At 65.9% G+C, this 21,509-nt stretch carries 16 protein-coding genes and 1 pseudogene; 8 read left to right on the forward strand and 9 right to left on the reverse strand.

The window, feature by feature from the left end:
* Positions 1 to 27: 27 nt before the first annotated feature.
* Both mpl and JR065_RS17300 read right to left on the reverse strand, forming a co-directional pair.
* On the reverse strand, positions 28 to 1,431 hold the full coding sequence (mpl, locus tag JR065_RS17295) for a UDP-N-acetylmuramate:L-alanyl-gamma-D-glutamyl-meso-diaminopimelate ligase (protein ID WP_206235571.1): 1,404 nt from the start codon (positions 1,429 to 1,431) through the stop codon (positions 28 to 30).
* 835 nt (positions 1,432 to 2,266) lie between these two features.
* Positions 2,267 to 2,830: an adenylate kinase gene (locus JR065_RS17300; RefSeq protein ID WP_206235572.1), complete on the reverse strand. Its 564-nt coding sequence runs from the start codon at positions 2,828 to 2,830 to the stop codon at positions 2,267 to 2,269.
* Positions 2,831 to 2,974: 144 nt separating this feature from the next.
* Between JR065_RS17300 and JR065_RS17305 the strand changes: the two genes are divergently transcribed.
* The gene (locus JR065_RS17305) at positions 2,975 to 4,234 is read left to right on the forward strand and encodes a 6-phosphofructokinase (protein WP_206235573.1); all 1,260 of its coding nucleotides are present in this window, start codon (positions 2,975 to 2,977) and stop codon (positions 4,232 to 4,234) included.
* 275 nt (positions 4,235 to 4,509) lie between these two features.
* A complete protein-coding gene (locus JR065_RS17310) occupies positions 4,510 to 5,310 on the forward strand; it encodes a hypothetical protein (RefSeq protein ID WP_206235575.1) in 801 nt (266 codons plus the stop codon).
* Between the two features lie 573 nt (positions 5,311 to 5,883).
* Here JR065_RS17310 and JR065_RS17315 read toward each other — a convergent pair.
* Entirely contained in the window at positions 5,884 to 6,522 is a 639-nt protein-coding gene (locus tag JR065_RS17315; protein WP_343237293.1) for a TetR/AcrR family transcriptional regulator, read from the reverse strand.
* A gap of 75 nt (positions 6,523 to 6,597) precedes the next feature.
* Between JR065_RS17315 and JR065_RS17320 the strand changes: the two genes are divergently transcribed.
* On the forward strand, positions 6,598 to 7,134 hold the full coding sequence (locus tag JR065_RS17320; RefSeq protein WP_206235576.1) for a hypothetical protein: 537 nt from the start codon (positions 6,598 to 6,600) through the stop codon (positions 7,132 to 7,134).
* A gap of 513 nt (positions 7,135 to 7,647) precedes the next feature.
* Here JR065_RS17320 and JR065_RS17325 read toward each other — a convergent pair.
* Positions 7,648 to 8,187, reverse strand: coding sequence for a hypothetical protein (locus tag JR065_RS17325; protein ID WP_241093709.1), 540 nt, complete (start codon positions 8,185 to 8,187; stop codon positions 7,648 to 7,650).
* A gap of 768 nt (positions 8,188 to 8,955) precedes the next feature.
* Between JR065_RS17325 and JR065_RS17330 the strand changes: the two genes are divergently transcribed.
* Positions 8,956 to 10,983, forward strand: coding sequence for a sodium-translocating pyrophosphatase (locus JR065_RS17330; protein ID WP_206235577.1), 2,028 nt, complete (start codon positions 8,956 to 8,958; stop codon positions 10,981 to 10,983).
* A gap of 664 nt (positions 10,984 to 11,647) precedes the next feature.
* On the opposite strand, the gene JR065_RS17335 is transcribed toward JR065_RS17330, so the two are convergent.
* Complete coding sequence (locus JR065_RS17335) at positions 11,648 to 12,244, reverse strand: TlpA family protein disulfide reductase (RefSeq protein ID WP_206235578.1); 597 nt, start codon at positions 12,242 to 12,244, stop codon at positions 11,648 to 11,650.
* 537 nt (positions 12,245 to 12,781) lie between these two features.
* On the opposite strand from JR065_RS17335, the pseudogene JR065_RS17340 reads away from it, so the two are divergent.
* Positions 12,782 to 13,292: pseudogene (locus tag JR065_RS17340) on the forward strand (IS5 family transposase); the annotation flags it as partial.
* A gap of 70 nt (positions 13,293 to 13,362) precedes the next feature.
* On the opposite strand, the gene JR065_RS17345 reads toward JR065_RS17340, so the two are convergent.
* The gene (locus JR065_RS17345; protein WP_206235579.1) at positions 13,363 to 13,854 is read right to left on the reverse strand and encodes a hypothetical protein; all 492 of its coding nucleotides are present in this window, start codon (positions 13,852 to 13,854) and stop codon (positions 13,363 to 13,365) included.
* A gap of 196 nt (positions 13,855 to 14,050) precedes the next feature.
* Between JR065_RS17345 and ppa the strand changes: the two genes are divergently transcribed.
* The gene (gene ppa, locus JR065_RS17350) at positions 14,051 to 14,584 is read left to right on the forward strand and encodes an inorganic diphosphatase (protein WP_206235581.1); all 534 of its coding nucleotides are present in this window, start codon (positions 14,051 to 14,053) and stop codon (positions 14,582 to 14,584) included.
* 153 nt (positions 14,585 to 14,737) lie between these two features.
* A complete protein-coding gene (locus tag JR065_RS17355) occupies positions 14,738 to 15,853 on the forward strand; it encodes an HDOD domain-containing protein (protein WP_206235582.1) in 1,116 nt (371 codons plus the stop codon).
* A gap of 561 nt (positions 15,854 to 16,414) precedes the next feature.
* Here the strand turns inward: JR065_RS17355 and JR065_RS17360 are convergent.
* Positions 16,415 to 16,822 carry a winged helix-turn-helix transcriptional regulator gene (locus tag JR065_RS17360; protein WP_206235583.1) on the reverse strand — a complete coding sequence of 136 codons (408 nt, stop codon included), beginning with the start codon at positions 16,820 to 16,822 and terminating at the stop codon, positions 16,415 to 16,417.
* Positions 16,823 to 16,915: 93 nt separating this feature from the next.
* Between JR065_RS17360 and JR065_RS17365 the strand changes: the two genes are divergently transcribed.
* Positions 16,916 to 17,524 carry an FMN-dependent NADH-azoreductase gene (locus JR065_RS17365; RefSeq protein WP_206235585.1) on the forward strand — a complete coding sequence of 203 codons (609 nt, stop codon included), beginning with the start codon at positions 16,916 to 16,918 and terminating at the stop codon, positions 17,522 to 17,524.
* Positions 17,525 to 17,649: 125 nt separating this feature from the next.
* Here JR065_RS17365 and JR065_RS17370 read toward each other — a convergent pair whose 3' ends face one another.
* On the reverse strand, positions 17,650 to 20,526 hold the full coding sequence (locus JR065_RS17370; protein WP_206235586.1) for a TonB-dependent receptor plug domain-containing protein: 2,877 nt from the start codon (positions 20,524 to 20,526) through the stop codon (positions 17,650 to 17,652).
* A gap of 48 nt (positions 20,527 to 20,574) precedes the next feature.
* Positions 20,575 to 21,471: a helix-turn-helix transcriptional regulator gene (locus JR065_RS17375; RefSeq protein WP_206235587.1), complete on the reverse strand. Its 897-nt coding sequence runs from the start codon at positions 21,469 to 21,471 to the stop codon at positions 20,575 to 20,577.
* Between the last annotated feature and the right edge of the window lie 38 nt (positions 21,472 to 21,509).

The raw sequence follows: 21,509 nt of genomic DNA on the forward strand, positions 1-21,509 counted from the left end.
GCAGCGTCCTCGTGCGCCCCTGCACGCTCATTGCAGCATCGCCAGGAAGCGGCGCGGCGCGCCATCGAAACCGCCGTTGGACATGAACACCACGTGGTCGCCGGCCTGCGCCTGCGCGCGCAACGCGGCCAGCAGCGCATCCACGTCGGCCGCGGCCTGCGCCTGGCCGCGCAGCGCGGCGATCACCTTGCCCGCGTCCCAGGCCAGCTCGGGGCGATGCAGGAACACCACCGCGTCGGCCGCCTCCAGCGAGGGCGCCAGCGCATCGGCATGCGCGCCCAGCCGCATCGAGTTGCTGCGCGGCTCCATCGCCACCACGATGCGCGCCTGGCCGACCTTGGCGCGCAGGCCTTCCAGCGTGGTGCGGATCGCGGTGGGGTGATGGGCGAAGTCGTCGTAGACGGTGACGCCCTGCGCCTGGCCGATCACTTCCAGGCGGCGCTTGACGCTGCGGAACCGCGCCAGCGCCGGCATCACCTGCGCCGGCGCCACGCCGACCGCATGGGCCGCCGCCAGCGCCGCCAGCGCGTTCATCACGTTGTGCCGGCCGAGCAGCGGCCAGCGCACCTGGCCCAGCTCCCGGCCGCGGTGCAGCACCGCGAAATGGCTGCCGTCGGCGGCGAGCGGGCGCGCGCTCCACTCGAAGTCCGGATCGAAACCGAATCGCTCCACCGGCGTCCAGCAGCCCATCGCCAGCACTTCGCGTAGGTGGGCGTCCTCGCCATTGACGATCAGCCGTCCGCGCCGCGGCACGGTGCGCACCAGGTGGTGGAACTGGCGCTGGATCGCGGCCACGTCGGGGAAGATGTCGGCGTGGTCGTACTCGAGGTTGTTGAGGATCGCCACCAGCGGCCGGTAGTGCACGAACTTGCTGCGCTTGTCGAAGAACGCGGTGTCGTACTCGTCGGCTTCCACGACGAACACCGGGCGGGCCATCGCGCCGCCGTCTTGCGCAGGCACCGCGGCGGACGCGTCTCCGCCCAGCCGCGCGGAGACGCCGAAATCCTCGGCCACGCCGCCGATCAGGAAACCCGGCTCGCGCCCAGCGGCCTGCAGCAGCCAGGTCAGGATCCCAGTGGTGGTGGTCTTGCCGTGGGTGCCGGCCACCGCCAGGGTGTCGCGGCCGGGCAGCACCTGCTCGCTCAGCCACTGCGCGCCGGACACATAGCGGCGACCGCTGTCGAGCACCGCCTCCACCGCCGGGTTGCCGCGCGACAGCGCGTTGCCGATGATGACCTGGTCGCAGTCGGCGGCGATGTTCCCGGGCAGGTAGCCCTGTTTCAGCGCGATGCCCAGGCGCTCCAGCTGCGTGGACATCGGCGGATAGATCGCCTGGTCGCTGCCTTCGACGCGGTGCCCGAGTTCGCGCGCCAGCGCGGCGACGCCGCCCATGAACGTGCCGGCGATGCCGAGGATATGGATATTGCTCATCCGCCGATTGTCGCCGATCGTCGCCGCGGGCGGAAATCGCCCACCGCCCACCGCCGGCGCGAGGTCGGCGGCGGGCGGCTCGCCCAGTCCGGCTGCCTGCCGCATGCGGCCGTCAAGTAGGGAATTCCCCACACCCCCCCGGGAAAGTCCCCGATAGGCAAGTCGGGGATCGGCACCGAAAATGAACGAGCCAGCCGCAGCACCCTAAGGTCCTACTCCCCAAGAGGCCATCCCCAAGGGAGCTCATGCTGCGGGACGCTGAGCACGTCCGTTCGCTGGCACCTACGCCCCACGCCTCCCGCCTGCCTCCCGGCAGGACGGGAGGGTCGTGTCCGCAGTGCGCGCCGTGGCGAGCGGGCGCGCACCTGCATGGAAAATGGAATCCCGACCCGTACCGGCAGCCACGACAACCCGCGAGGGGCATTTCAGCTCAGGACGCTACGGGGAGCTGATCGTCCGAAGACCATCCGAACCTTCCGAGCCCGCGCAAGCAATCGCCCGCCCCGTGGGAGCCGCTTCGATCGCGAGCAGAAGCCATGCTTGCAACGGCGTCGAGCCCGCCGGGCCGACGCAGGTCTTGCGGGAGCGACTTCAGTCGCGACGAACGAAGCGGTGGCGGTAACGGCACCGGGCGCTGGCCGGGCCCTGATGGCCCAGGGCAACTCGCCGCCCTCGCATAGCGCCTTCGCCAGCAGCTTCTGCAGACCTCACGCCCAGGCAAGCATGCCGCGCCATTGCGCGGTGGCGCCTGTGGGCATTGCGCCCGGCATCGCCGCTGGCGCCCCCTGCCGGGCGCGAGCGCCGCAGCGATGCGGCGCCCGAAATGCCGGCGGCGTCAGCCGCCGATCGCGGCGCTGATGCGCGCCAGCACGTCGTCCTGCGAACCCACGCCGTCCACCCGCGCCAGGGTGCCGCGCTTGTCGTAGAAGCCGATCACCGGCGCGGTGGAGTCGTTGTACACCTGCAGGCGCTTGCGCACCGATTCGGGGTTATCGTCTTCGCGGCCTTCGGCCTTGGCGCGGCCGGCGATGCGCTCGACCAGCAGCTCGGTGGGCACGTCCAGCTGCACCACCGCGTTCAGCGGCTGGCCGAGCTTGGCCAGCAGTTCGTCCAGCGCCGAGGCCTGCGCCAGGTTGCGCGGGTAGCCGTCGAGGATGAAACCGTTGCCGACGTCCTCGCGGCCGAGCCGCGATTCCAGCATGCCGAGCAGGATGTCGTCGGAAACCAGGTCGCCGCGCGCCATCACTTCCTTGGCCTGCACCCCCAGCGGGGTGCCAGCCGCGACCTCCGCGCGGAGCAAGTCGCCGGTGGAGATGTGCGGAATCTTCAGCGTGTCCTTCAGGCGGGCCGCCTGCGTACCCTTGCCCGATCCGGGCGGTCCCAACAGAACCAATCGCATCAACCTGACTCCTAGAGAAAAGTACCGTGCGCGGCCGGCGGCGTTAGACTCCGGAGCCACGCCTGCGCTGCGCCGCAAGACGCGCAGCTTACCGCATCCGGGTAATGTCCCGGCAATGTCCCCACCCAGGAGCGAGCCCAGACCATGGCCCAAGGCACCCTGCTGTACGCCCAGTCCGGCGGCGTCACCGCCGTCATCAACGCCAGCGCCGCCGCCGTGATCGGCGAGGCCCGCGCGCGCAAGGTCAAGGTGCTTGCCGCGCGCAACGGCATCCTCGGCGCGCTGCGCGAGGACCTGATCGACACCTCGAAGGAATCGGCGGCGGCGATCCGTGCCCTGGCGCACACGCCCGGCGGCGCGTTCGGCTCGTGCCGCTACAAGCTCAAGTCGCTGGACGCCGACCGCGCCAAGTACGAGCGCCTGCTGGAGGTGTTCAAGGCGCACGACGTGCGCTACTTCCTCTACAACGGCGGCAACGATTCGGCCGACACCGCGTGGAAGGTGTCGCAGCTGGCCGAGGCCTTCGGCTATCCGCTGCATTGCATCGGCGTGCCCAAGACCATCGACAACGACCTGGCGGTCACCGACACCTGCCCCGGCTTCGGCTCGGCCGCCAAGTACACCGCGGTGGCGGTGCGCGAAGCGGCGCTGGACGTGGCGGCGATGGCCGAGACCTCGACCAAGGTATTTGTCTACGAGGCGATGGGCCGTCACGCCGGTTGGCTGGCCGCGGCGGCCGGGCTGGCCGCGCAGTCGCCCGACGACGCGCCGCAGATCATCTTGTTCCCCGAGCGCGCCTACGACGAGGCCGCGTTCCTGGCGCAGGTGCGCAAGGTGGTGGACAAGGTCGGCTGGTGCGTGGTGGTGGCCAGCGAAGGCATCCAGACCGCCGACGGGCGCTTCGTCGCCGACGCCGGCGGCGGCACCGACGCATTCGGCCACAGCCAGCTCGGCGGCGTGGCCTCCTACCTGGCCGGCAAGGTCAAGGCGGAACTCGGCTACAAGGTGCACTGGACCTTGCCCGACTACCTGCAGCGTTCGGCCCGCCATATCGCGTCCAAGACCGATTGGGACCAGGCGCAGGCCGCCGGCAAGGCCGCGGTGCAGTTCGCGCTGAAGGGCATGAACGCGGTGATGCCGGTGATCGTGCGCAGCAGCGATGCGCCCTACCGCTGGAAGATCGAGGCCGCGCCGCTGAGCAAGATCGCCAACCACGAGAAGAAGATGCCACCGGCGTTCCTGCGCAAGGACGGCTTCGGCATCACCGACAAGGCGCGCCGCTACCTGCAGCCGCTGATCCGCGGCGAGGCCTATCCGCCCTACGACCGCAACGACGGCCTGCCGAAGTACGTGGCGCTCAAGAACGTGGCGGTGAAGAGGAAGCTGGCGGCCTGGGAAGGCTAAGCGGGGCCGGCGGACCATGATAAAATCCGCCAGGCTGCGGTGGGGGGACGCGAAAGCCTGCCCGGCCGGAAGACGGCAAGAATGGCATTTCGGTGCGCGCACGCACCGAAGCGGGACATGCCCTTCCAAGAACGGCGCTGACAATTGCCTGGCGACAGTGCAGGACAATAATCGCCACGCAAGAAAAACCGTACGGAAACCCAGTCAGACGTCCCGGCATTTACCGGGACACTTCAATTGCAAATAGCCAATTCGTCTATCAAGGAAGTTAATTGATGAAGCGCCAATATATAGTTTCCGCTTTACTGCTTCTCACCGCAGCGCCGGTCTTCGCCGCAACCTGCGAAGCGAACTTCGAGAAGAAGGGCAATCCTTTCATCGGCACCAGTTATTCGACCTCGGTCAGCCTGCCCAACCTGACCGTGAAAAGCGCAATCGGCCAGATGCACGTGATTGCCAAGCAGGCCAATATGGACATCCTCAGCGAAGACGCCGATGCCGGCTCCATGTTGATTGAAGAACCCCAGACGTTGTCACACAAGCCGATTCCGATGATCATCTCGGCCAGCGTCGAGAATGGCGAAGGCAAGGTTGGAATGCTGGTCAAGCTCAACAAGGGCGCCATGGCATCTTCTGACAACATCCGCAGCGAGATGTGCAAGTTGCTCAACCAAGTCAAGCCTGGCACCGAAGGCGAAAAGTTCGCCAAGAAGACGCTGGATGCCGCTCCCGTCGAAATCGGCGCGGACAAGTTCGGATTCATGTTACGCAATCAAGCCAAGGAAAGCCCGGCCGCGATCGAAGCACGCTACAAGGACAAGGTCTATCGCATTACCGGCAAGATCAACAGCTCGGGCGTACTCAAGAGCGGCGGCACATACAACGTCGGATTCGATATCTTCACTCCAGAAGACGAGCGCTACGATAAAGTCGCCATCATCTGCTCGTTCGCCGCGAATCAAGCCGCCTATGCACTCGCGCTGCGCCCGGGAGAAAAAGTGACGCTCACCGGCGTCGTCGAACATTACGAACAACTCGGCCAAGCGCTCTGGCTGCGCGACTGCCGCGGCAACTGATCGTATGGCCCCCGTCCTTCCGAACGAAATAACCCGGCGCTTTCCCCGATTGTTCGCCTGAGCATTTGAGTCCCCGCCGGCGTTCCCGAGAATCCGATGCCATGAACGTGGCATCGGATTTTTTGTGCCCGCACATCGGCGCGTACCCGATCTGCGTGTGGCTTCCTGGCCCTCGGCCTGGAGGCGACTTCGTTCGGAACACCGAACGAAATAGGGCGAGAACGCCGGCACCTTCTCCCGAACCAAACATCCGAAGACGCGTCCCGAATCGTGTCGGAGCGGCGCTCGCTGCACGACGATAAGCATCAATATCGGCAATACAAGGGCGGCGAAGACTTCGAAGTTCGCTCCCGGTCCGGATCGTGACCGGTCGGCCGATGGAAACGGTATCGGGGCCACCGGATTTCGCCTTACCCGCCAGCGGCGCGCTATCTGCAGGCCTTGCGGACTCGGGATCGGGATTCAGCGCGCCGTTGGTCGTGGTCGAGAACAGTGGCGCGTTTTTTGGACACGCTCGATCGCGCGCGCCGTCGCGCCATGACATGACGCGGCGGAGCGGCGGGCAGTGCGCACTCACCCTGGCCGGCGCAACAGCTTCTTCAGGCCGCCCTGGACGATCTCGGCGAACGCTTTCGGTTCCCCGTAGGCGCGCGCGGTGAGCATCGCGCCGTAGACCGTGGACATGAACGACTCCGCCTCCAGGCGGGCGGAGCCTTGCAGCTCGAACAGCCCCAGCTGCGCGCCACGGGTCAGCACGGTCTCCAGCCAGTTCGACAGGTCGCGGAAGTGCGCGCGCACGTGCTCGGCCAGATCGGCAGGCAGGGTGGGCAACTCGCTGGCGAGCATGCCGGCGACGCAGAACGGGGCAGACGCATCGGCAATGCACCTCTCCCAATAACCGGTGTAGAAGCGCAGCTGTTCTTCCGGATCGAAGACGCCGCTGTCGAGCGACCGCGTCTGCGCCACGATCAGCGCGCGCGACTCCTCCACCACCGCGCGGGCGAGATCGGCCTTGGCGGGGAAGTGATGATGGATGCTCGCCTTGCGCACCTGCACCTGTTCGGCGACGTCGGCGTAGCTGAAGCCGTTGTAGCCCCGCGTCTGGATCAAGTAGCGCGCCGAATCGATGAGCTTCTGCTGCGTGTTCATGGCACGAATTTTACCAGCCAGTAGGTAGCCACACGGAAGCGGTGCCGTTCTGGAACCTTCCATCCCGGCCCCGACCAACCGACGCTTGACGGTTTACCTACCTACTAGTAGGGTGACACCTCTTTCGAGGACCCACCCATGAACTCTTTGCGAAATTTCTATCTGCTGCGCGCCGGGGTCGCCTTTGCCTGGGTTGCCGCGGTCGTCGTGTCCGCGCCGGCACCTGCGCTGGTCGCCGGTGCGCTTCTGGTGCTCTACCCGGCCTGGGACGCGATCGCGAACGTGGTCGATGCGCGGCGCAGCGGCGGCCTGCAGGCCAACCCCGGGCAGACGTTCAACGCGCTGGTCAGCGTCCTCACCGCAGTCGCCATGGCCGGCGCGTTCGCCATGCGCGGCAATGCCGGCGGCGTGCTGGTCTTCGGCGCATGGGCGCTGCTGGCCGGGATATTCCAGCTCGCCGTCGGCATCCGCCGGCGCAAGCTCGGTGGCCAGGTCTTCATGATCATCAGCGGCGCACAGTCGGCGCTTGCCGGCGGCGTCTTCGTCGTCCAGTCGTTCGGCACGGCGCCCGGACTCGTCCAACTCGCACCCTACGCCGCGTTCGGCGGCCTCTACTTCCTCCTCTCGGCGCTGTGGCTGACCTTCCGCAAGCCGCGTCCGGCGTCCTCCGCTTGAGCGCACCTGGTGAGGAAGATCTTCTGCCGAGCCGTATCCCATCGCGGGAAGACCAAAGGCGGCGGCAGCACCACGACTACGCGGCTGCTCGAGGCAGATGGGCGCTGGCTCGCGCACTCGGCAACTGAAGCTCACTGCGAATGCCGCGCTCGTCTGCCCGTCCGGACGCAGACATCGTGCCGCGCCGGCGCAGCGCGTCGACCTGCGGACGCAATGGCAAGCGCCGGCAGTTGCAAGGCCGTAGAGGATGGCGGTTCGATCTGGTCGAGAATGGCAGTTCGATCTGCCTGCACGACGCTGGACGGCCAGAGGCGCAAGCGTCTGGCGCGCGCATCGCCACGTGTCTACAGCAACTGCGAACGTCCCAAGTACCATCGAATGACCACGGACTCCGGCATCGTCCGCCGCTGAGTTCTCATGCGCGGCCGCAGGCACGCACGGCCCGCCTGTGTCAGCTGTGCATGGCACCCGACGCGCATATGCCGGCGTCGCAACGCGCCCGCATGCGTCGGTTCAATGGCAGGCGCTGCCTTCCATCGTCATCTGCGCGGTGAACAGCGTCACCTGCGGGATCTTGCCGGCCGCCGCCTGCTTCTTCGCCTCTTCGAGATAGATCCGCGACTGCCCCTGGCCGTCGAGTTCGGGCTTGCTCGCCACCGGCTTGCGCCACACCCGCACCACCGCCTGCTGCGACGGGCACGCGGCGCTGGGTACGCGGATCAGGTCGTTGAACTTCCAGCCCGCCGCTTCGCTGGGCTTGGCCTGGGCGAAGTCGACCAGCTTGGCGCGCGGCTGGCAGGTGGGACTGGTGCGCACCGCCGAGAACGAATACGGCTTGGCGGCATCGCCGGTATAGACGCCTTCGAAGCGCACGCAGGCCTCGGGGATCTGCCGGATCGTATGCACCACGCCCACCGCCTGCGCGGTGCCGGCCGGCCGCTGCAGTTCCGGCACCGGGTCGGCCGCCAGTGCCGGCCACGGCGCACAGGCCAGCGCGCTCCACGCCAGCGTCGAGATCCAACGGCGCGCGCGAGATGAAGTCGTCGATTGCATCGGCCTGCTCCCTGAGAACCATGCGCCAAGCTGGCATGCGCCGACTGAACCGTGGCCTAGGGCCTGTTGACGCTCGGGAGAGGCAACCGTGCCTGCACGTGCTGCATAGGGAGGATGAGAAACTCATCTCGATAAGCGATCGCTCGACGTCGTCACGCGCGCGCTAAGCGACAACATCCTTCGCCCCCGGCGGCCGCATACGGCTTGGCGAGACGGCCAGATGCCGCGGCACCATGATCGCCTGGATGCCGGGCGCGGCAACCCGACTGTCTCAACAGAGGCAACCGGGTCGGACGCGCAAGTCGCCAATCCCGACCCCAACAGACGCGGCTGCAACTCGTCATCTTTCGCAGGCCGCGGCGTTCCTGATGACGCAGCCGGCCCGGGCGCACGCTGCGCAGGCCGCGGACCAGCGGTAAACGGACCGGGCCGCGGCATCGGGATCGACGCCAACACTGGACGATGGATGCAGCTGCGACAGCGATGCTGCGACGCGGGGCGACCCGGCGTGCTCGTGCTTCCGAATCCTGATCGCGGTGCAGCGCAACAGCGGCGCGCTGGTCGGCACGGATGACACGCCTGCGCGGATCGTGGCTGGCGATAGCCCGGACGCGGGCGCATACTCGGGCCGTTACAGGCAAGGTCGAACATCGCGATGCGCACCACCGGCCCTGCTGACGGCCGCGGAGCCGTTCCATGCTTCAGGCTCTTCCGGTGTGACTCCCCTGCTCGTCCGCCTGGACGACATCCACATCCTTGGGAGGGGTCATGCTGGAACGATATGCGGTCACCGTGGCACTGGCGTGCGCGGCATTGGCGATACTCTATGGCATCGTGTCCACGCGCTGGATTCTGGCGCAACCGGCGGGCAACGAACGCATGCGGCAGATCGCCGATGCGATCCAGGAAGGCGCCCGCGCCTACCTCAACCGCCAATACCTGACCATCGCCATCGTCGGCGTGGCGTTGCTGCTGCTGGTCGGGTTCTTTCTGAGCTGGTACACCGCCGGCGGCTTCGCGATCGGCGCGGTGCTGTCCGGCGTGGCCGGCTATATCGGCATGAACCTGTCGGTGCGCGCCAACGTACGCACCGCCGAAGCGGCGCGGCGCGGGCTGGGCCCGGCGATGGACGTGGCGTTCCGCGGCGGCGCGATCACCGGCATGCTGGTCGTCGGCCTCGGGCTGATCGGCGTGGCCGGCTACTACGGCCTGCTGCAGTGGCTGGGGCACAGCGTCGACGACACGCTGCATGCCTTGGTCGGGCTTGCATTCGGCAGTTCGCTGATCTCGATCTTCGCGCGCCTGGGCGGCGGCATCTTCACCAAGGGCGCGGACGTCGGCGCCGACCTGGTCGGCAAGGTCGAAGCCGGCATTCCCGAGGACGATCCGCGCAACCCGGCGGTGATCGCGGACAACGTCGGCGACAACGTCGGCGACTGCGCGGGCATGGCCGCCGACCTGTTCGAGACCTACGCGGTCACCGTCATCGCTACGATGCTGCTCGGCGGCCTGATGGCGGCCGAGGCCGGGCGCAACGCGGTGCTGTATCCGCTGGTGCTCGGCGGGGTGTCGATCGTCGCCTCGATCGTCGGCACCTTCTTCGTGCGCGTGCGCCCCGGCGGCTCGATCATGGGCGCGCTGTACAAGGGCGTGATCGTGTCCGCGGTGCTGGCCGCGATCGCGTTCTGGCCGGTGACCCAGCAACTGATGGGCGACACCGCCGGCGGCGCGAACAGGCTCTACGGCTGCGCGCTGATCGGCCTGGTGCTGACCGGACTGATCGTCTGGATCACCGAGTACTACACCGGCACCCAGTACAAGCCGGTGCAGCACGTCGCCTCGGCCAGCACCACCGGGCATGGCACCAACATCATCGCCGGGCTGGGCGTGTCGATGAAGTCGACCGCGCTGCCGGTGATCGCGGTATGCGCGGCGATTTGGGGGGCGTTCGCGCTGTCCGGGCTGTACGGCATCGCGATCGCGGCGACCGCGATGCTGTCGATGGCCGGGATGATCGTGGCGCTGGACGCGTACGGCCCCATCACCGACAACGCCGGCGGCATCGCCGAGATGGCGGAGCTGCCGCCGGAAGTGCGCGCGGTCACCGACCCGCTGGACGCGGTCGGCAACACCACCAAGGCGGTGACCAAGGGCTATGCGATCGGCTCGGCGGCACTGGCCGCATTGGTGCTGTTCGCCGACTACACCCACAACCTGCGCGCCGCGAACCCCGGCGAGACCTTCGCCTTCGACCTGTCCGACCACACGGTGATCATTGGCCTGCTGCTCGGCGGCCTGATCCCCTACCTGTTCGGCGCAATGGCGATGGAAGCGGTGGGCCGCGCCGCCGGCGCGGTGGTCGAGGAGGTGCGGCGCCAGTTCCGCGAGATCCCCGGCATCATGGAAGGCACCGGCAAGCCGCAATACGACTGCGCGGTGGACATGCTGACCCGCTCGGCGATCCGCGAGATGATCGTGCCCTCGCTGCTGCCGGTGGCGGTACCGATCGTGGTCGGACTGCTGCTTGGACCGCGCGCGCTCGGCGGACTGCTGATCGGCACCATCGTCACCGGGCTGTTCGTGGCGATCTCGATGACCACCGGCGGCGGCGCCTGGGACAACGCCAAGAAGTACATCGAGGACGGCCACTTCGGCGGCAAGGGCAGCGAAGCGCACAAGGCCGCGGTGACCGGCGATACCGTCGGCGACCCGTACAAGGACACCGCGGGCCCGGCGATCAATCCGCTGATCAAGATCATCAACATCGTCGCGCTGCTGATGGTGCCGCTGCTCTAACCTTGGACCTAAATCCGTGTCTGCGCGGCCTGGCCCGCGCAGGCGCGATTGCATGAGGCGCCCCACCCGTCACACCCGCCGCACGACGCCATGCATCGTGCAGCCGTTCACTAGAGCTCGCAGGCCAACCTAATCCCTACATTGAGCGTGGATGCCAAGCCAGAGCCGACAGCCAATCTCCCGCCAGCATCTGCTAGCTATCGGCATCCACGTTGCCGATGTGCGCCCCTGAATTAGAAACAGCGAAGTTTCTGAATGAATCACCAGCCTACGATGCGATCCGATGCGATCATCGCGAACAGTTGAATGAAGCACTCACGGAAAACGCAGTGACACGGCGAATGCGGAGGCGCAAAAGCAAGGTTAAGAACAAGCAGCGATAGCAACGCCCAACTCAGCAGCGAGCAACCAGGGGGAGGTACTCCTCCCCCTTTTTCAAACAAGACCATAATTTTTTACTAGGGTACCTGACAGCAGTATATGCACAGACCACTTAGCTGATCGATCTTGCCACCTGCAATCGCGTTACACCCCAGGCAAAGCTCGCACCCGTTGGCCAATTGCTTGGGTTTCTGGTTTACATCAAAAGCTTGCGCTGACCCAAAGGCCAAGCAAGTTACAACAGCGCACCCGAAGAAAAACTTACCCACGCTTCGCAGTCTCATTATTCCTCCAATGCTTTCGTACTCGGACCAACAATCTCCTTTTGCCGGGACGAGAGAATTACTCCAAACGCGTCCTTGTCGGAGTAGATTCGACCCACGTGGACACGCTCAACCCGACCACCTCGGGATAGAACAACCAACGTCGGACTCATTCGAAACTGGATCAACCCCTGATCACGTCTGTTCGGAATTGAAACGACGGGAAAGTCAAGGTCATTTGACTTCAGAAATTTCCTGACCCCCCCAATATCCACTTCCGGCGTAACCCCAATGAACTGGATGCCATCACGCTTGAGCACCCTGGATATCTCACGAATAAACGGAATTGATGCAATACAGTGCGCACACTGCGTCGTGAAGTAGAGTAGAACCTGACGTTCATTTTTGACGTCGGCAATAGTCAAGTAATCCCCGTTGAGGTCCTTCAATGCCATTGACGGCAGCCAATCGCCTATTTTTAAATAGTACTGTTCCCGCGCGAGCTTAGCGTTCTGCTCCGCGAGCTCCTTTTTCTGAAGAGCCAAAATGAGCACAAGAACTGCCGACACGGCAAGCCCGACGTAAAAGAATTTACCCATCACTCCCTCGCGGCGCATGAAAGCTCCTTTTCTGCGACGGCACTCGCTGCACCAATGGGCTCAGCAACTCGCACTGATACTGCCGTGGGAGCCACCCCGCCGCAACATATTGGACACGTGAATGGTGCGAGTTGTGATACTCATCGCATCAAAATTCTCGGATCCATCCATTCGACTCATTCCCGAGGCGCAATGTGGACCTGCGGCTGATAACACCACCCTGGAACGCATGGCAACGAGCATGCCAGTATGCGCGCCAATCAAAGCTCCAGTGGTATTCACTGCCGTACTTTCACCGCTATCGCACACTTGCAGGGGCGTGTAGGCTCAAGTAGCCACCTTGCAGGATGGCGTCGCCGCAGATTTCTGGATTAGGGCGCGCGTCGCGCGCTCATGAGCCTGTACTGGGTCGGCCAACCATCACAGCAAGACCGGCCATAAGCCTGTCCGCGCAGGCCAATCGCAAAGCGAGTTCCATCACCAGCGTGGAATACTCCACCCTCACCGGTTGGATCAACATCGAAGCGCTGAAATGGTCCCGCTGCCTCTAATGCTTGGAACCGCTCCGGGGTTGCGAAAGGTGTTCGAAGCCTTATCCGAAGATGCCGACAACGAGTACGCGATGATCGATAGCGCCATTGTCCGCATCAGCACAGCGCCGGCGCAAAAGGGGGCGCCGCAGGCCATCGGACGCAGCCGCGGCGAACTGGGCAGCAAGATCCACGTGGTCGATGCACTGGGCAATTCGGTGGCATTTCATCTGACCGCAGGGCAGGCTTCGGACCTGGAAGGTGCAGATGCCTTGCTGCCGGAGTTGTTGGCTGCCGCCCAGCTCGCCGATTGCGCCTACGACGCCCGGGCCGGGCTACGGGCATTGAGCCAATGCAGCGACAGGGCGCGCAGATCGTCACCCCTTCTCATCCAACGCGCAAGTGCAGCGACTACGACCGGACGTTATACAAGGATCGACACCTGATCGAGAACTGCTTTGCCAAGCTCAAGCAATATCGAACCATCGCTACGCGCTGCTATCTACTGGATCGCCTCAGTCGTCCTGCTCAATTGATGACAGGTCCTAGGCGGCATGCATCTTGGCACCGGCACTGACGAACCGCCAGCGCCGGTGGCCATGGCCGCTACAGGCAGTCGATCAGGCCATCGTTGATGCTGCGGTCGCTGTGCGGCAGCGGCGCGAACAACGGGTGCTCCACCGCCAGCGCCTTGTACAGCGCCACCAGCCGGGTATGCGGCAGCAGCGGCGTCGGGCATTGCCACAGCCGGGCATCGACCTGCACCTGGCCTGTGGCAGGATCGATGCTGGCTTCGCTGGCGGCGAAGGTCCACACGCACTGGCCGACCACCCCGTCGCTCTGGCGCACCGAGCAGCGCAGGCGCAGCGGCTGGTAGTCGCTGTATTCGCCTTCGCAGAAGGTGTCGCCGCAGATCTGGTCGAAGTCCTCGGCCAGCCGCCGCTCCAGATCCAGGAATGCCTCCCAGCCCGCGCTCAGGGTGGGATAGTCGACCGCGTCCACGTAGACCTGCGGTGTCTGGGCCTGGGCCTGGACCGCACCCGAGACCAGCAGCGCGACCGCCAGCAGCCAGCGCATCGAAAACCGGGTTCCTTTCATTGCCTTGCTCCGTTGGGGGACAGTGCGCACAGGCTCGCGCCGGCCGGGTCCGGGCACTATCGGAAACGTTCCCATGCGCGCAGGTATGGAGTCCGAAACGCTTGTAGGAATAGGCCTAGGCCGTTCTCGCTGCATTGCAACAGCCAACCGACTAGAATGCCGGTCTCTTTAGAAGCCACTCCACTGGAGCTAGCGCATGGGTCTGGAATTGGTCACCCCGGGCAAGAACCTGCCGGAAGAAATCAACGTCGTCATCGAAATCCCCAAGGATTCGGAGCCGGTCAAGTACGAAGTGGACAAGGCCAGCGGCGCGATCTTCGTCGACCGCATCCTGTCCACCCCGATGCGCTATCCCTGCAACTACGGCTACGTGCCCAATACCCTGTGCGGCGACGGCGACCCGGCCGACGTGCTGGTGGTGCTGCCGCTGCCGCTGGTTCCGGGCTGCGTGGTGCGCTGCCGCCCGGTCGGCGTGCTGAAGATGAGCGACGAGGCCGGCAGCGACGAGAAGATCCTGGCGGTGCCGGTGGCCAAGGTGTTCGAAGGCTACGGCCACATCGAGGACATCACCCAGGTGTCCGGGCACTGGATGGAGCGCATCGGCCACTTCTTCGAGCACTACAAGGATCTGGAGAAGGGCAAGTGGGTCAAGCTGGACGGCTGGGGCAACGCCGCCGAGGCCAAGCAGATCCTGCTGGACGCGGTCGAACGTTACAAGGCCAGCGCCTGAGCGGGCGCCGCAGCGGCCATATGGCCCGCTGCGGCGACTGGCTTCACGTTTCCGAACGCCCGCCGGTGCCGTGTCCCGGGGTTTGGAGTACATTGCGGATCGAATATCGGGCCGGTCCAGCGTGAACCGGCCTCTCTCGTGGGGGGTAGTGTCTTGCGTATCCTGTTCGTCGGCGACGAAGCCAGCCTGCCGGCCGATGTCATCGAATATATCCGCGACCTGGGCGACGACTGGCAGGTGCAGACCGTGGCCGACGGCAATGCCGCCATCGCCGCGGTCGCCACCGTGCATCTGGACGCGGTCATCGCCGCCCCGGCACTGCCCGACCTGACCACCGCCACCCTGCTCGGCCAGATCCGCACGCTGAGCCCTGAGACCATCCGCATCGCATTGATCGAGGCCGAGCAGAGCAGCCGTGCGCCGCCGGCGCGGATCATCGGCGTGGCGCATCGTTTCCTGCCACTGCCGCTGGCGCCGGAGATGCTGCTGGAGGCGGTCACCAGCATCGAGGAACTGCAGGAACTGCTCAGCAACCCGGAGCTGCGCGCCAGCATCGGCCGCATCGAGAAGCTGCCGTCGCCGCCGCATCTGTACCTGAGCCTGATGCACGCGCTGGAGCAGGACGACGGCAGCAACGCCGCCGACCTGGCCAAGCTGGTCTCGGCCGACCCGGCGATCGCCGCCAAGGTGCTGCAGCTGTGCAATTCGGCCTATTTTTCCAACGGCCGCAGCATGTCCGACCTGCGCACCGCGGTCACCCGGCTCGGCATCGCCACGTTGCGCGATCTGGTCCTGGCCAGCGAGGTGTTCTCGGTGCAGGCGCTGTCCAATGCCGAACGCAGCGCATTGCAGCACCGTTCGCTGCTGGCTTCCAAGCTCGCCTCGAAGATGCTGCCGGCGTCCAGTTCCGAACTCGGCGCGACCGCCGCGTTGCTCGCCGACATCGGCCTGCTGCTGCCGGGCGTGCGCAACGAACGCGAGCCGCTTGCCGACGGCGAGGACAACCGTCCCGGCCACGCCGAGGCCGGCGCCTATCTGCTGGGACTGTGGGGCCTGCCGATGCCGATCATCGAGGCGGTGGCGTTCCACCGCCAGCCGCAGCGCTCCAGCACCCGCAGTTTCTGGGTCACCGGCGCCGTGCACGTGGCGATGGCATTGGCCAGCGGCACGGACGTCGACGAGGAGTACCTGTCCAAGACCGGCATGCTGGGCAAGCTGCCGATCTGGCGCGAGCAGGCCGAGAGCCTGATGGGACTGACCGCGGCCTGAGCCGTGGTCCAGGCGGCAGGCGACGCCATCGCCGGCGCTGCGTGCTGCCTGCCAAGCTGTATCGCACGGCGTTGCGCCCGTTCATGAATGCGATTGCGTCGCGCCGGATCGGCGCACCGCGATGACGGCCTTCGCCCGGTGGATTTTCCTGGCACCGTGGCCGTCATCGACGGTCCGCGCGTTGAAGCGCGGCCGCGTCCTCGGCGTCTTGATGCATCGCGCCTTTGGATCGGCGCTGCCTGGATTGCGACGGATCGGCGGGGCGGTCGCGGCCGCGCTTGCTTTCCCTGCCATCGACCCGCCACCGTATCGAGCGCGAAGACCGGCGTTCCTGTCTGGACAATAGGCAAAATCCGGCCGCGCACGGACCGGATATACGAGCGGCGCTGCGCTGCAACCGGTTTGAAACGGCATGCGATATCCATCGCGGTGGAAGCATCGAATAGCCATCGATGGCCATGTTGAAGGCAATACCGGGAAACCCACGACGAGAGAGGCCCTGCCGTTTCCTGCACGGCCGGAATCCGCAAGCCACGCAGTGCCCGATCGCTCGGTCGCAGGTTACGTGGAGACGGGACGTGGATTGCCTCGGATGCTCTCCTGTGCATCGAACGCCTTCCTGGCGGCATCGATGTCGGAGATATGGTCGTTCGCCCAGGTCCCGAGTGCGATGACCGGCGCGGTGAGCGAACGCCCGAGCGGCGTCAGTTCGTACTCCACGTGCGGCGGCATCACCGCAAAGACCGTGCGCTTGATCAGCCCGTCGCGCTCGAGCCCGCGCAGGCAAAGCGTCAGCATGCGCTGCGATATGCCGTTGATGGCGCGTTTTATTTCGGTGAATCGGCGCGGGCCGCCGGCCAGCAGCGTGATGATGAGAACGCTCCATTTTTCGCCGACCCGCGCCAATACCTGGCTGATCTTCTGGCAGTCGGAGTGCTGCAAATCCTGGGGAAGGCTGGTCACATCCATAATACTGGGTTCTCTTTATGTGCCGTATTGTCGGTATCTAAGCACACGATTACATTCGTAGCCTCAGTCACAATTCTATACCGAGACTACGCCATGACGCTTCTGCATATCGACGCCAGCATCCTCAACGAACATTCCGTAAGCCGCCAGATCACCGCGGCCATCGTCAAACAACTGAAAACCGCCACGCCCGCGATCCAGGTCGTGCGCACCGACCTTGCCGCAGAACCGGTCGGCCACCTGTCCGGCGCCGAGTTCCTGGCCTTTCAGGGCGTCGCGCCGCAGGACGCCGCCGCGGAACGGGCGGTCGAACGAAACGCCAGGCTCCTGAACGACTTCCTGGCCGCCGATACCGTCGTCATCGGGGCGCCCATGTACAACTTCTCCCTCCCGTCCCAGCTCAAGGCCTGGCTGGACCGGATCGCCGTGGTCGGCAAGACCTTCCGCTACTCGGCAAGCGGGGCCGAAGGCCTGGCCGGCGGCAAGCGGGTGATCGTGGCCTCCGCGCGTGGCGGGGTCTATGGCGAAGGCGCGCCAGCGGCATTCCTCGATCACCAGGAAACCTACCTGCGCGGCTTCTTCGGTTTCCTCGGCATCACCGAAGTGACGTTCGTCCGCGCCGAAGGCCTGGCGCTGGGCGACGAAAGCCGCGCGGCCGCCATCGACGCGGCCATCGCCGAAGTAGGGCAGCTCGCCGCCTGATGCCCCATGCGCGGGGCCGCTTCGACCGCTGGTCGGTCGCCGGCCACCGCACAGCGTACCGCTCCCACAATCCATAAAAAAAGACGGGCCTTGCGGCCCGTCTTCTGTTTCCCTGCTTCGGTCGATCAGAAGCGCTGGGTGTACTTCATGTAGAGCATGCGGCCGATGTCGAAGCTGCCGTTGTACGAGAAGTTCGAATTCGGCTGGCTGTACATGATCGGGCCTTCGTGGTTGAACACGTTGTTGGCGCCCAGCGACACGGTGGCATCCCACGGCGCGTTGTAACGGACCTGCACGTCGTGGAACGTGTTGGAACCGACCGTGCGCGACGGCTGCTCCAGCGTGTACGCCGAGGTGAAGCCCGGCTCGTTGCACTCCGAACCGCCGTTCAGATCGTACGCACACGCCTCGCGCAGACCGGAGTAGTAACGCACGCCCCAGTTGACGCCGAAGTTGCCGTAGCTCCAATCCACGTTCAGGTTGGAACGGACGCGGAAGTTGGAGCCCCAGTCGCTGCTGCCCCAGCCATTGCGCTGATCGACCGGCGTTTCCGCTTCGTTGTCGCGCTTGTATTCCTGGTAGTCCACATAGGTGGTCTTCCAGTCGAACACGAAGTTGCCAAAGCCGGTGTCGGCCAGGCGGTAGCGCACGCCCAGGTCGTAGCCGGCGGTTTCCTGATAGCCGCCGTTGATCAGCGTACGGGTCACGTCGACGACCTGGCCGCTGGTGGCATCGCGCACGAAACGATCGCAGGCCGCGCCGATGTTCTGCACGTAGCACTGGTTGAGGATGGAGGTGACCGACTCGGCCGCGATGACGTCGTCGATGCGGATCTTCCACCAGTCCAGGCTGATATCCAGGCCGTTCACGTAGCCCGGGCTGTAGACCAGGCCCAGCGTGTAGGTCTTGGAGGTTTCCGGCAGCAACTCGTCGTTGGAACCGGACAGGTACGCGTAGTTCGACTGCGACCCGGGGCCGCTCGCATCCACGCCACCGGAGGCTTCCTGACGGAAGTTCGCCGGCACGTTCGCGCCGCAGCGCGCGGCCACGGCCGGGTTGCGGGTCGCCGCACCAAACAGGGTGTCGCACGGATCGGTGTAGGGATCGAAGGTCTCGGAGGTACCGCCGTACAGGTCCGACACGGTCGGCGCACGGAAGCCCGTGGCGTAGGTGCCGCGGACCAGCAGGTCCTCGATCGGCTTCCACTTCAGGCCGAACTTGCTGTTGGTGGTGTCGCCGAAGGTGTCGTAGTCGGAGTAGCGGCCGGCCACGTCGAACGACAGTTCCTTGGCGAACGGCAGGTCGGCCAGCACCGGCACGTTGAACTCCAGGTACACCTCGTCCAGCGAGTAGCCGCCCTTGGTCGGCGCGCCGGCCAGGTCGGTGCTCAGGCCGGACTGCAGCAGCGCGTCGGGATCGTAGCGCGCGTCTTCGCTGCGGTGCTCCACGCCCGCGGCCATCGCCAGGTCGCCGGCCGGCAGCGCCATGAGGGTGCCGCTGAGGTTGGCGCTGTAGACCTTGGTGGTGCTCACCGAGGTGTCGTGCGACGGCAGGAACAGGTAGGCCTGCAGGGCCGGATCGGCCAGCGAGCCGGGGCCGGCGGCGCCGTTCGGCAGCAGCGGGTTCCACGGCGTGCAACCGGCGATCACGTTGCCGGCGGAGCCGCACTTGACCACGCCGTCGCTGTCCAGGAACGACGGGCCGACCGCGTTCTGCACATTCGGAATGAACAGGTTGCCGGTGCCGGTCTTGGTGCCCTTATTGCGGTTGTAGACGTAGCCGACGTCCCAATCCCAGTAGTTGTCGCCCAGCTGGAACGAACCTTCGAGCCCCCCGCTGAAGCGGAAGGTGTTCAGTTCGGAACGGGTCTGGCGCGGCACTTCCCAGGTACGACGCATGAAGTCGACGTCCTGGCCCGGCAGCGGGTTGAAGTAGCTATCGCCCGACAGCGCGGTGTCGTAGGCCACCGAACGGTACGGATAGCCGGCGATCTGCTGCAGCGTCTCGCGTTCGGTGTACAGCACGCTGGCGGTACCGCGGACGTTGTCGGTGAAGTCGAAGTTGCCGTTGGCGAACACCGAGCGGCGCTCGATCCCGGTCTGCAGGAACATCTGCTGGCTCGGGTTGGACAGGTCGCCGTTGCCGAACTCGTGGTAGTCGGCGAAGTTGCGCGGATCGCCGCCCGGATTCACCGAGTACATGTTGCCCAGCGCATCGATCAGCACGCCCTTCTCGCTGATCGCGCTCCAGCCGTTGGCATCTTCCGCAGTCGGGACCGGGTGGAAGTAGCCGTTCGGCGAGGCGCTGTAGTCGCGATCCTTGGCGTAGACCGGATCTTCCTTGCTGTACTCGGCGCCGAGCGTCAGCGAACCGCGGTCGGTGGTGGTGCCGTAGACGAAGTTGTAGGTTTCCTTGTGGCCGTCGCCCTGGCCGTACTGGCCGACATAGGCGCTGGCTTCCAGGCCGTCGAAGTTCTTGCGGGTGATCACGTTGATCACGCCGGCGATGGCGTCGGAGCCGTAGATCGCCGAGGCGCCGTCGGTCAGCACTTCCACGCGCTCGACCATCGAGGTCGGGATCGAGGCCAGGTCGGTGTAGCCGCCGGAGCTCACGCCCATGCGCTTGCCGTCCAGCAGCACCAGGGTGCGCTGCGGGCCCAGGTTGCGCAGGTCGACGTACTGGCCGCCGACTTCTTCGCCCGAGGAGAGCGCGTCGGCGCGGCTGATCGCCGGCGAACCGGTCGCGGCCAGGTTCTGCACGATGTCGGCAACGCTGGTGAAGCCTTGCTTCTCGATGTCGGCGCGCTGCAGCGCGATCACCGGCTGCGCGGTTTCCGAGCTCGCCTGGCGGATGCGCGAGCCGGTGACCTCGATGCGGTCCAGGTTGGTGGGATTGCTATCGGTAGCGGCCGTCTCTTGCGCGCCGGCGAGCGCCGGCGTCAACGCGATCGCGATGCTGGCGGGCAACAGGCCCAGCCGCACTGCGGAAGTGCGAAGGTTCATCAATCTCTCCAGGGTAACGTTAGGGGCGTGTTAAGTGCCCACGGAACGTTACGTCCCGGTGAGCATGGCTGCTTTGCCGCGGCCGCCCGCAGACTTTGCCGAATCTGGCGGCACCGAGGCCGCCTGCCGATATTGCGAAGCCGATACGCCGAAACGGGCGCGGAACGCCCGCGCGAAACTGCAGCAGTTGTCGAAACCGCTGGCCGCGGCGACCTCGCCGATCATCATCGCGGTGTCGCGCAGCAGGTCGGCGGCGCGCTCGAGCCGCAAGCGCGCCGACAGCGCCTGCGGGCTCTCTTCGTACAGGCTCTGGAAAGTCTTGGACAGGTACCAGCTGGAGAAATTGGTTAGCTCGGCAAGTTCGCTGATGCGCACCACGCGGTCGCGGTTGCCTTCCAGGTACAGGCGCGCGCGCTGCATCCGCCCGAACACCTGGCGCTTGCGCACGCGCGAACGTCCGGGACAGCGCTGCACGCTGCGCGACAGTTCGCCCTGCATCGAGGCCAGGTGCAGCAGGATCGGGCGCAGCGCCTGCACATCGCCGGGACGCGCCGCCGCCTGCCGCCACAGGCGCAGGGCGATGCGCGATTCGCGCGGCGGCAACTGGCCGCGACCGGCATACAGGGTCGCATCGGCCATGCGCCCGAGCGTCTTCAGCGCGTCGGCATCCAGGCTCAGGCCGATGCACAGACCGTCGCGATCGGCCTGCACCAGCGGACGCGAATCGCGCTCGAACGCCAGCCATTGCCCGCGGCGCAGCTGGAAGCGCCCTTCCTTGGCTTCGATCCAGGCGCTGCCGCGCAGCTGGATCCACACCGTGAACGTCGCCGCGGATGCCTGCAGGCTGGCCAGGCGCGCCACGCCCAAGCAGGCCGGTCCGGCGATGGCCTCGTCCGTTTCCAGCGTGAGTTGTTGACCGCGATCGGCCAGGAACGATTGCCGCATGACGCACCCGCTTTGCCGAAACTGGCGGGCAATGTTGC

It is taken from the genome of Xanthomonas sp., from assembly GCF_017163755.1.
Taxonomy (GTDB): Bacteria; Pseudomonadota; Gammaproteobacteria; order Xanthomonadales; family Xanthomonadaceae; genus Xanthomonas_A.

Excerpts from the sequence above, each read along its gene's own strand:
- JR065_RS17335 (WP_206235578.1), bottom strand. The coding sequence starts at position 12,244 with ATGCGCCGCGAGGGAGTGATGGGTAAATTCTTTTACGTCGGGCTTGCC.
- ppa (WP_206235581.1), top strand. The coding sequence starts at position 14,051 with ATGGGTCTGGAATTGGTCACCCCGGGCAAGAACCTGCCGGAAGAAATC.
- JR065_RS17330 (WP_206235577.1), top strand. The coding sequence starts at position 8,956 with ATGCTGGAACGATATGCGGTCACCGTGGCACTGGCGTGCGCGGCATTG.
- JR065_RS17375 (WP_206235587.1), bottom strand. The coding sequence starts at position 21,471 with ATGCGGCAATCGTTCCTGGCCGATCGCGGTCAACAACTCACGCTGGAA.
- JR065_RS17305 (WP_206235573.1), top strand. The coding sequence starts at position 2,975 with ATGGCCCAAGGCACCCTGCTGTACGCCCAGTCCGGCGGCGTCACCGCC.
- JR065_RS17365 (WP_206235585.1), top strand. The coding sequence starts at position 16,916 with ATGACGCTTCTGCATATCGACGCCAGCATCCTCAACGAACATTCCGTA.
- JR065_RS17315 (WP_343237293.1), bottom strand. The coding sequence starts at position 6,522 with ATGGAAGGTTCCAGAACGGCACCGCTTCCGTGTGGCTACCTACTGGCT.
- JR065_RS17300 (WP_206235572.1), bottom strand. The coding sequence starts at position 2,830 with ATGCGATTGGTTCTGTTGGGACCGCCCGGATCGGGCAAGGGTACGCAG.
- JR065_RS17325 (WP_241093709.1), bottom strand. The coding sequence starts at position 8,187 with ATGCAATCGACGACTTCATCTCGCGCGCGCCGTTGGATCTCGACGCTG.
- JR065_RS17310 (WP_206235575.1), top strand. The coding sequence starts at position 4,510 with ATGAAGCGCCAATATATAGTTTCCGCTTTACTGCTTCTCACCGCAGCG.
- mpl (WP_206235571.1), bottom strand. The coding sequence starts at position 1,431 with ATGAGCAATATCCATATCCTCGGCATCGCCGGCACGTTCATGGGCGGC.
- JR065_RS17320 (WP_206235576.1), top strand. The coding sequence starts at position 6,598 with ATGAACTCTTTGCGAAATTTCTATCTGCTGCGCGCCGGGGTCGCCTTT.
- JR065_RS17370 (WP_206235586.1), bottom strand. The coding sequence starts at position 20,526 with ATGAACCTTCGCACTTCCGCAGTGCGGCTGGGCCTGTTGCCCGCCAGC.
- JR065_RS17360 (WP_206235583.1), bottom strand. The coding sequence starts at position 16,822 with ATGGATGTGACCAGCCTTCCCCAGGATTTGCAGCACTCCGACTGCCAG.
- JR065_RS17345 (WP_206235579.1), bottom strand. The coding sequence starts at position 13,854 with ATGAAAGGAACCCGGTTTTCGATGCGCTGGCTGCTGGCGGTCGCGCTG.